The sequence below is a fragment of the Noviherbaspirillum sp. Root189 genome (genome assembly GCF_001428545.1).
GTDB lineage: Bacteria > Pseudomonadota > Gammaproteobacteria > Burkholderiales > Burkholderiaceae_D > Noviherbaspirillum.
The window spans coordinates 1-10,537 of record NZ_LMHZ01000055.1; the positions used below are offsets into that span (position 1 = coordinate 1).

The following is a 10,537-nucleotide window of genomic DNA, read 5'->3' on the forward strand; positions in this document are numbered from 1 at the left end:
TACCGGCCCGATGGGACGCTCGACTTCCTCGGGCGCAATGATTCCCAGGTGAAGATACGCGGCTTGCGCATCGAGCTGGGGGAAATCGAGGCGTCGCTGGCGCGCCATCCGGGGCTGCGCGAAGTGCTGGTGGTGCCGGACGCGGGCGGTACGGAAGCGCTGCTGGCCTACTACATTGCAGCGGACGGGGTGCAGGAGATTTCGGCGCAGGCGTTGCGCGCGCACCTGCTTGCCTTCCTGCCTGACTACATGGTGCCGGCCGCCTACATCCGGCTCGACGCGTTCCCGCTCACGACCAACGGAAAGATCGATCGGGCCGCGCTGCCACGGCCGGATGCCGATGCGTACTCCATGCGCGCCTATCACGCGCCGGTTGGCGACGTCGAGCATGCCATCGCTGGAATCTGGGCAGATTTGCTCAAGCTGGACAAGGTCGGACGCAACGATCATTTCTTCGAACTTGGCGGACATTCCCTTCTGGCGCTGAGCATGATCGAACGGATGCAGCGCGAAGATCTTGAAGTCGATGTGCGCGTGCTATTCATGACCCCGACTGTGGCAGAGCTGGCGGCTGCGACAAAGAAAGTAAAGGAATTCGTACTATGAGCCTGACCGAGTTGCTGACCGAACTGAATGAAAAAGGGGTCACCCTGTCGCTGAAAGGCAGCGAACTGGTCGTGCGCGGTGAAGAAGGGGTGCTCGACGATCCGGCACTTCGGGCTGTCCTGCGCGCGAACAAAAGCGGCCTGATCGAGCATGTGCGGTCCGGTGCCTATGCCGGTTCCGGCCAGCCCACCGGCGGCGCAAGCCTGATTCCCGACGGTTGCCAACTGATTACGCCTGACATGGTGCCGCTGATAGCGCTCACCGCACAGGATATCGAACGCATTGTTAGCACAGTTCCGGGCGGCGTCTCGAACGTGCAGGATATTTATCCGCTCGCGCCGCTGCAGGAAGGCATCCTGTTTCATCATCTGATGACGGACGAAGGTGATCCGTATCTGCTTCACAACGCGTATGCATTCGACAGCCGCGAGCGGCTTGATGCTTTCGTGCGTGCAACGCAGGTCGTCGTCGATCGCCACGATATTCTTCGAACCGCGGTGTTGTGGGACGGTTTGCCGGAGCCGGTGCAAGTGGTATGGCGGAAGGCGACATTGGTGGTCGAAGAGTTCGACCCCGATCCGGCTTTGGGCGACGTGCTGAGCCAGTTGCAGTCCCGCTTCGATCCCGCGCACTTCCGCATCGATGTGCGTCAGGCGCCGCTGATGCGCTTTTGCATAGCCGAGGATCGCGCCCGAAGCCGTTGGATATTGTTGTTCCTGAACCATCACCTGGCCGGCGACCATACGACGCTGGAAGTCATGAAGGACGAGATCCGGGCACATCTGCTCGGCGAAGCGTCATCGCTGCCGCGACCATTGCCTTTCCGCGATTTTGTTGCACATACGCGCATGGGCGTGAGCCGCGAGGAGCACGAGGCCTTCTTTCGCGACATGCTTGGCGACGTGGACGAAGCGACCGTCCCGCTGGGGCTTTCCAATGTACAGGGGGATGGTTCTTATACCACCGAATGTTGGCATGAATTCGATGCCGAATTGGGCGAACGCCTGCGCCGGCAGGCGCGCCTGACTGGGGTCGGACCGGCCACTCTGTTTCACCTTGCGTGGGCGCTCGTGCTTGCCAAGCTGTCCGGGCGCGAGGATGTCGTGTTCGGCACCGTCCTGTTTGGACGCATGCAGGCAGCCGCTTACGCCGAACGCGCGGTCGGCATGTTCATCAACACGCTGCCGATCCGCCTACGTGTCGGCGAAGGTGGGGTGCTTGATGGCGTGCGCGTTACCCACGATCTGCTGACCCGCCTGATGCGCCACGAGCACGCATCGCTTACGCTGGCTCAGCGTTGCAGCGGCGTGGAAGCGCCAAAGCCATTGTTTACCGCCTTCCTGAACTTCCGACACAGCCCGGATGGGGAACAGGCTCGTCGTGCAGGACCCGATGTATGGGCCGGCGTAGAGATGCTGGGAGGAACCGACCGCACCAACTATCCGTTTAACCTAAACGTGGACGACCTAGGTACAGGCTTTTCGCTGCACGCCCAGGTTCAATCGCCGTTCGATCCGAAGCGCATCTGCCGTTACACAGAGACGGCGCTGGCGGCGCTGGTACAGGCTCTCGAGCGAACGCCGGCTGCGCCGCTTCATGGACTGGACATTCTTCCAGAGGACGAGCGCCGGCAGCTTCTCGTCGAATGGAATGCGACATCGGCGGCACATCGCAGCGAGGTGTGCATCCACGCATTAATTGAAGAGCAGGCGCGGCGGAGGCCGGAGGCGATAGCGGTTGTGCATGACGACTCCACGCTTTCCTATGGTGAATTAAACCGGCGCGCAAACCGGCTGGCGCATCATCTGCGCGGCCTGGGCGTCCATCCCGATGCCCGCGTCGCCGTATGTGTGGAGCGTAGCCTGGACATGGTGATCGGCATGCTGGCCGTGCTCAAGGCGGGCGGCGCCTACGTTCCGCTCGATCCGGCCTACCCTCCAGAGCGCCTGGCGCGCATGATCGACGACTGTGTTCCCGCTGTCGTATTGACCGACGGCTCGGCGCCGCTGCGTACCTCGGCCGCTGTGGTGGACCTGCATTCAAGCGCGGCACGCTGGGCGCGCCAGCCGGACACCGACCCGGATGCCGCGCTTGCCGGCCTAACTCCGGCACACCTAGCTTATCTCATCTATACGTCAGGTTCCACCGGCACACCCAAGGGCGTCATGGTTGAACACCGCTCGCTGGCCAACCATATCGCGTGGCAGGTCGGAAGTTTCGGCTTTTCCGAAAACGACGCGGTACTGCAGCGAACCTCGATCTCCTTCGATGCGTCCGTGTGGGAGTTGTGGACGCCATTGGCCATTGGCGCACGGCTGGTGTTGCTGCCACCCACGCTGGACCGTGACGCGGCTGGCATTGTACGCACCATCGTCGACAGGCAAGTGACAGTCGCGCAGTTCGTGCCTAGCCTGCTGCGCCTGGTGTTGCTGGAACACGAAGGCAGCGATCCCTTGTGCCATTTCCTGTTTAGCGGCGGGGAGCCACTGGACGCCGAACTCGCCACGCGTGCGCGCGGATGCGCGCGGCATGCCTTCGTCAATCTCTACGGCCCGACTGAAGCGACGGTGGATTCCATCACCTGGTGCGCTGCGGAAGGCAGCGTACCGCAAGTGGTTCCGATCGGCCGTCCGATCGATAATGCGCGCGTCTACATCCTGGACCGGCGCGGCTTGCCGGTGCCGATCGGCGCGGTGGGCGAAATACATATCGGGGGTGCCGGTGTTGCGCGCGGTTACTGGAATCGTCCTGCATTAACGGCGGAGCGCTTCGTTTCCGATCCTTTCAGTGCCGTACCGGGGGCGCGGATGTACCGCAGCGGTGACCTGGGGCGTTACCTGCCGGACGGGAACATCGAGTTCAGGGGCCGAAACGACCAGCAGGTCAAGCTGCGCGGTTACCGTATCGAACCAGGAGAAATCGAAGCTGCGCTGCTCAGTCATCCTGATGTCACTCAGGCCGTCGTGGTCGCGCGCGAGGACCAGCCGGGCGATAGGCGACTGGTCGCCTACTACGTGGCGCAGGACGCGATTGATGCGGAAGCGCTGCGCTCACATCTTCAGCAGTCGCTGCCGGACTACATGCTGCCTGCCGCCTGCGTTGCGATGCCGGCTCTGCCGCAAACGCCCAACGGCAAGATCGATCGCAAGGCGCTGCAGGCGCCCGAATCCTATGCGATTGCGGTGCGCGGATACGAAGGTCCGCGCGATGATGTGGAGGCCGTGCTGGCGCAGGTGTGGGGCGAAGTGCTGCAGCTTGAACGGGTCGGACGAGACGATCATTTCTTCGATCTGGGCGGACATTCCTTGCTTGCAGTGAAGGTTGCTTCGCGGCTGCGCCGCCGTATCGGTGTTGAAATCAGCGTGGTCAGCCTGTTCAATCACCCGGTATTAAAGAACTTTGCCGAGTTTGTGAAACAGGCCGCACGGAGCGAGCTGCCGCCGGTCACGCCAGTCAGCCGCGACGAGCCGCTGGCCTTGTCATACGGGCAGTCGCGCCTCTGGTTCCTCGCGCAGATGGAAGGCATGAGTCAGGCTTATCACATGCCGTTCGCGCTGCTGCTGGAAGGCAAGCTGAATGTGCAGGCGTTGCAGCGGTCGCTGGACCGTATCGTGGCGCGGCACGAAGCGTTGCGCACCCGCTTCGAGTTGCGCGGCGAGCTGCCGGTGCAAGCGGTTGACCCTGCCAATACCGGCTTCCGGTTGGGGCACGAAGATTTGCAGAACGACGTCGATCAGCAGCAGGCGCTGCAACGCCTGCTGGAAACGGAATCCGCAGCACCCTTCGACCTGGATGCCGGCCCCCTGGTGCGCGGCCGCCTGGTCCGGCTGGCAGCGGAACGGCACGTGCTGCTTGTGACCGTACACCACATTGTGTATGACGGTTGGTCGCTTGGCGTTTTCAAGCGTGAGCTGAGCGAGCTCTATCGCGCGTTTGTCGAAGGCGGTGCGGATCCCTTGCCACCGTTGGCAATCCAGTATCCCGACTATGCGGTCTGGCAGCGACGCTGGCTGAGCGGAGAGACGCTGCAGGCACAAGCGACGTACTGGCGAAACAAGCTGTCGGGCGCACCGGCCCTATTGCAGTTGCCCACTGATCGTCCGCGTCCGGCACAGCAAGATCATGCGGGCGCGTCGGTCGGCTTTGAGCTCGACGAGGCGCTTTCGCAATCGCTGGCCGCGTTGAGCCAGCGTCATGGGACGACGCTGTTCATGACCTTGCTTGCCGCATGGGCCGCCTTGCTCGGTCGTCTTTCCGGCCAGGCCGAAGTGGTGGTCGGCACCCCTGTTGCCAACCGCATGCGCGCCGAGGTCGAGCCCTTGATCGGTTTCTTCGTTAATACCGTGGCGTTACGCGTCGACTTATCGGAGACACTAACGATCGACGCTTTGTTACGATCGGTCAAGGAGCTTGCGCTTGAGGCGCAACAGCATCAGGACTTACCGTTCGAGCAAGTAGTAGAGATCGTGAACCCGCCGCGCAGCATGGCCCACAGCCCCTTGTTCCAGGTAATGTTCGTGTGGCAGAACAATGAAGACGACGTGCTTGAGCTGCCAGGCCTGACTTGTGCACCGATTGAAAGCGGACTGGAGCTGACAAAATTCGACCTGACGCTGAACCTAGGTGAAGCAAATGGACGTATTGCGGGCGTCATGGAATACGCAAGCGCATTGTTCGACCGCGCCACCGTAGAACGTCACCTTGCTTACTTCCGCCGTCTCCTCGAAGCAGTCGTGCAAAACGATCAGCAACAGGTGGCGCAACTACCCGTCCTGGACGCGCTCGAACGCGAGCGCCTGCTGTTTTCGTGGAATGCCACCCGGGTGGACTACGAGCTCAACCTGGGCATCCACCAGCTTTTTGAAAGACAGGTCGCGCATGACCCTGATGCAGTCGCGCTAAAGCATGAAGACGAGGTATTGAGTTATGGGGAACTCAACAGCCGGGCGAATCGCCTGGCGCGGCACCTTCGCCAGCTTGGCGTGAAGCGCGATGCGCGGGTTGTTGTCTGCATGGAACGCGGAATGGCGATGGTGACCGGCATGCTGAGCATTCTGAAGGCCGGAGGAGCTTATCTGCCGCTCGATCCGGAATGGCCTGCGGAACGCATCGCTGCGCTGGTCCGGGATAGTGCACCGCTGGCCGCGCTGGTCGACCCCTCAACAGGCACGGACACGGTTCGGGTTCTGGAGGAATCAGGCATACCGCTGATTAGCGTGGAACCTGATTTCCCAACCTGGACCGAAGAGGCGGAGGGCGATCTCGATCCGGTCGACCCGAACGCGCCGGGAAGCTGTGCTGCCTATGTGATCTACACCTCGGGCTCGACCGGCGAGCCAAAGGGTGTCATTAACGAACATGGTGCCGTGGTGAACCGCCTCACCTGGATGCAGCAGGCGAACCCCATCGGAGCCGGCGATACGGTATTGCAGAAGACGCCGTTTACCTTTGACGTATCGGTCTGGGAATTCTTCTGGCCGCTGACTCAGGGGGCACGTCTCGTCATGGCACAGGCCGGCGGACACAAGGATCCGGCCTATCTTGCGCGTGTGGTTGCGCAGGAAGAGGTCAGCGTCATGCATTTCGTGCCCTCCATGCTGCCAGCCTTTCTCGACCAGGCCGAGGCATCTGGCTGCAGCAGCCTGAGACACGTGGTGTGCAGTGGGGAGGCCTTGTCCGGTGCGCTAGCGCGACGATTCAAGGCGTTTCTGCCGCAAGTGCGATTGCACAACCTGTACGGTCCGACGGAAGCCGCAATCGAAGTAACGGCCTGGGAATGTGCAGGCAATGCGCTGCCGGACAACATCCCGATCGGCCGCCCGGCCCCCAACAACCGTATTTATCTCCTGGATGCGTGCGGACAACCAGTTCCACAAGGCGTGGCCGGCGAGATCCACATCGGAGGCATCCAGGTGGCGCGCGGCTACCTCAATCGGCCAGAACTCACAGCGTCCCGTTTCGTACCGGATCCTTTTGCAGACGCACCTGATGGGCGCATGTACAAGACCGGCGACCTGGGCCGTTATCTTCCCAACGGTGATATCGAATATCTAGGCCGGAACGATTTTCAGATCAAGATCCGCGGCGTGCGTATCGAACTCGGTGAAATCGAAGCACGGCTTGCATTGCATCCCGCGATTCGTGACGCGGTCGTGTTGGCGAGGCAGACGCCCCTGGGCGAGGCCAGGCTGCTCGCTTACTACACGGTCGTCGATCCGCAGCAACAGGTCGATCCGTACGCACTTCATCTGCACCTGGCCGCGACCTTGCCTGAACAGATGATTCCGGCCGCCTTCATGGCTCTGGATGCATTCCCTGTTTCCGCAAACGGCAAGCTGGATCGGCAGGCGTTGCCGGAGCCGGACAGGGATGCCCTGGCGGTATCCGCATACGAGGCCCCGCATGAAGGGATCGAGGCCCGGCTGGCTGCGCTCTGGCAGGATTTGCTTCAGGTCGAAGCTGTCGGTCGTTATGACGACTTCTTCCGGCTCGGCGGCCACTCGCTTCTGGCCGTGCGCCTGATCGAGCGCATGCGCGCGCTGGATCTGCATGCGGATGTGCGCATGCTGTTCACCTTCTCCACGCTGGCCGCGCTTGCCGAAGCGGCGGGGAAAGGTAGCGATGCGGTGGAGTTATCGGAATATCGACTTCCCGAAGATTGCAATGCCATTTCACCCGCGATGCTACCGCTGGTGACGCTGACGCAGGACGAGATTGACCGTGTGGTTGGCGGCGTGCCGGGCGGCGTGGCGAACGTGCAGGACATTTATNCACCCGCGATGCTACCGCTGGTGACGCTGACGCAGGACGAGATTGACCGTGTGGTTGGCGGCGTGCCGGGCGGCGTGGCGAACGTGCAGGACATTTATCCGCTGGCGCCGCTGCAGGAAGGCATCCTGTTCCATCACCTGATGACGAAGGAGGGCGATCCGTACCTGCTGCAGGCGCTGTACAGCTTTGATACGCGCGCGCGGCTGGACGCCTTCATTGGCGCGTTGCAGCTGGCGATCGACCGGCACGACATCCTGCGCACTGCAATGCACTGGGAAGGGCTGACCGAACCGGTGCAGGTAGTGTGGCGCAAGGCGGCGCTGGCGGTGGAGGAAGTCGTGCTCGACGCGCAGGGCGGTGACGCCGCACAGCAATTGCGCGCGCGTTACGACCGCCAGCACTACCGGATGGATGTGCGCCTGGCGCCGATGATGCGCCTGTGCGTGGCACAAGATGGCGGCAGCGGCCGCTGGCTGGTGCTGCATTTGTTCCACCATCTGTGGGGCGACCACACCTCGCTCGACGTGCTGCTGCACGAAATCCGCGCCCATGTGGCCGGCCGTGGCGCCGAGCTGCCGCCGCCGCTGCCGTTCCGCAGCTTCGTCGCGCAGGCGCGCCTGGGGGTATCGCGCGACGAGCACGAAGCCTTCTTCACGCGCATGCTGGGCGAGGTTGACACAGTGACGGCGCCCTACGGTCTGGCCGACGTACAGGGCGACGGCGCGGGCGTGCGCGAAGTGCGCCTCGACCTCGACGCGGCATTGGCCGCGCAGCTCAAGGCACGGGCGCGCAAGCTGGGCGTGAGTGTTGCCAGCCTGTGCCACCTGGCGTGGGCACGGGTGCTAGGCTGTGTGTGCGGGCGTGACGACGTGGTGTTTGGCACCGTGCTGTTTGGCCGCATGCAGGGCGGCGAAGGAGCGGACCGCGTGCTGGGCATGTTCATCAACACCCTGCCGATCCGGCTGGACCTGGGCTCGGAAGGGGTTGAAGAGGGTGTGCGCCGCACGCATGCGCTGCTGACCGAACTGCTGCACCACGAACACGCACCCCTGGCGCTGGCCCAGCGCTGCAGCGGCGTGGCCGCGCCCCTGCCGCTGTTTGGCGCCCTGTTCAACTACCGTCACAGCGGTGCTCCGGCCCAAGCGCAGGCTATGGACAATGCCGAGGTCGACGGCATCGAGATGCTGGGCGGCGAGGAACGCACCAACTACCCGCTGACGCTGTCGGTCGACGACTTCGGCGACGGCCTGAGCCTGAACGCGCAGGCGCAGGACCCGATCGAGCCCGCGCGCATCTGCGCCTACATGCAGCGGGCACTGGAACACCTGGTGACGGCATTGGAACAGGTGCCATCGCGCCCGCTGCGCACCCTCGACATCCTTGGCGACGACGAGCGCCGGCTGCTGTTGCAGGACTGGAACCGCACTGAAGTCGGCTACCCGCGGCACCGCACGCTGCACCGCCTGTTCGAGCAACAGGTGCTGCGCACGCCGGACGCCGTGGCGGTGGAACAGGACGGCCAGCCACTGCGCTACGGCGAACTCAACGCCCGCGCCAACCGGCTGGCGCACCACCTGTCCCGGCTTGGCGTGCGCCCCGGCGCCTGCGTGGCGCTGCTGCTGGAACGCTCGGCTGCGCTGGTGGTGGCCGAGCTGGCGATCCTCAAATGCGGCGCCGCCTACGTGCCGCTGGACCAGGGCGCGCCAGCCCAGCGCCAGGCGTACATGCTGGCCGACTGCGAAGCGCAGGTCGTGCTGACCATGCGGACGCATACGCTGCCCGACGGCATGGCCGCGATGCGGGTCGACCTCGACACCGTCGATGGGCTGGAAGACGGGCAGCAGGACCAGGACAGCGGCAACCTCGACCTGGATCTGGACGGCGAAGCGGTTGCCGCGGTGCTGTACACGTCCGGCTCGACCGGCCAGCCCAAGGGCGTGCTGGTGCCGCACCGGGCGATCGGACGGCTGGTGATGAACAACCATTACGCCGTCTTCCATCCCGACGATCGGGTCGCGTTCACTGCCAACCCGGCGTTCGACACCAGCAGCATGGAAGTCTGGGCGCCGCTGCTGCACGGCGCCGCCATCGTCGTGGTCGACCAGGCCACGCTGCTCGACGCCCAGGCGCTCAGGCAGCGGCTGCAGGATGGCAAAGTAACCATCCTGCACCTGGTGGCCGGGCTGCTGCGCGCGCATGCCACCGCGCTGGGCGACGTGTTCGGGCAACTGCGCTACCTGCTCACCGGCGGCGACCTGGTCGATCCGCGGGCGGTGGCGGCGATTCTGCAACACAACCCGCCGCAGCACCTGGTGCATTGCTACGGTCCGACCGAGACCGCCACGTTTGCCACCACCTGCACCATCACCGAGGTCGCGGACGACTGCGCGAGCCTGCCGATCGGGCGGCCGATCGCCAACACCCGCCTCTATCTGCTCGATGGGCATGGTCAGCCGGTGCCGCAGGGCGTGGCGGGAGAGATCCATATTGGCGGCGCCGGCGTGGCGCTGGGCTACCTGAAGCAGCCGGCACTGACGGCCGAGCGTTTCCTGGCTGATCCGTTCAGTGATGAACTGGATGGCCGGATGTACCGGACCGGCGACCTGGCCCGTTACCTGCCGGACGGGCGCTTGTTGTTCCTTGGCCGCAACGACGACCAGCTCAAGGTACGCGGCATGCGCGTGGAGCCGGGCGAGATTGCGGCGCGGCTGGCCCGGCATGTGGCGGTGAAGGAAGCGGTGGTGCTGGCGCTACCGACAGGGACGGACCGGCAGCTGGTCGCCTATTACACGGCCGATCTGGAGCAGACGGCCAGCGACGCCGAGCTGCGCGCATTGCTGCTCGAGGCGCTGCCCGCGTACATGGTGCCGGCGGCATTTGTGCGGCTGGACGCGCTGCCGCTGACGGCCAACGGCAAGCTGGACCGGCGCGCGTTGCCGCAGCCGGGCGGGCTGAGAGAGCAGGATGACTATGAAGCGCCGCAAGGGGAGACGGAGCTGGCGCTGGCGCGCCTCTGGAGCGAGGTGCTGCAGGTTGAGCGGGTGGGCCGGCACGATGATTTCTTCCGGCTGGGCGGCCATTCGCTGCTGGCGGTGACGCTGATCGAGCGCATGCGCCGCGAAGACCTGCATACCGACGTACGCGCACTGTTCGATGCGCC

Annotated in this window: 3 protein-coding genes; all 3 read left to right on the forward strand. The window is 64.2% G+C overall.

All coding sequences use genetic code 11. From position 1 onward, the window contains the following. Positions 1-606 (forward strand): phosphopantetheine-binding protein (locus ASE07_RS22820; RefSeq protein ID WP_235548578.1); only part of this gene is annotated, 606 nt, incomplete at its 5' end. After that, the coding region (locus tag ASE07_RS22825; RefSeq protein WP_235548579.1) for a non-ribosomal peptide synthetase at positions 603-7,376 on the forward strand (6,774 nt) is incomplete at its 3' end. The genes ASE07_RS22820 and ASE07_RS22825, both read left to right, overlap by 4 nt. A 9-nt stretch (positions 7,377-7,385) precedes the next feature. Continuing rightward, positions 7,386-10,537: non-ribosomal peptide synthetase (locus ASE07_RS30965; protein ID WP_442946120.1), on the forward strand; the 3,152-nt coding region annotated here is incomplete at its 3' end.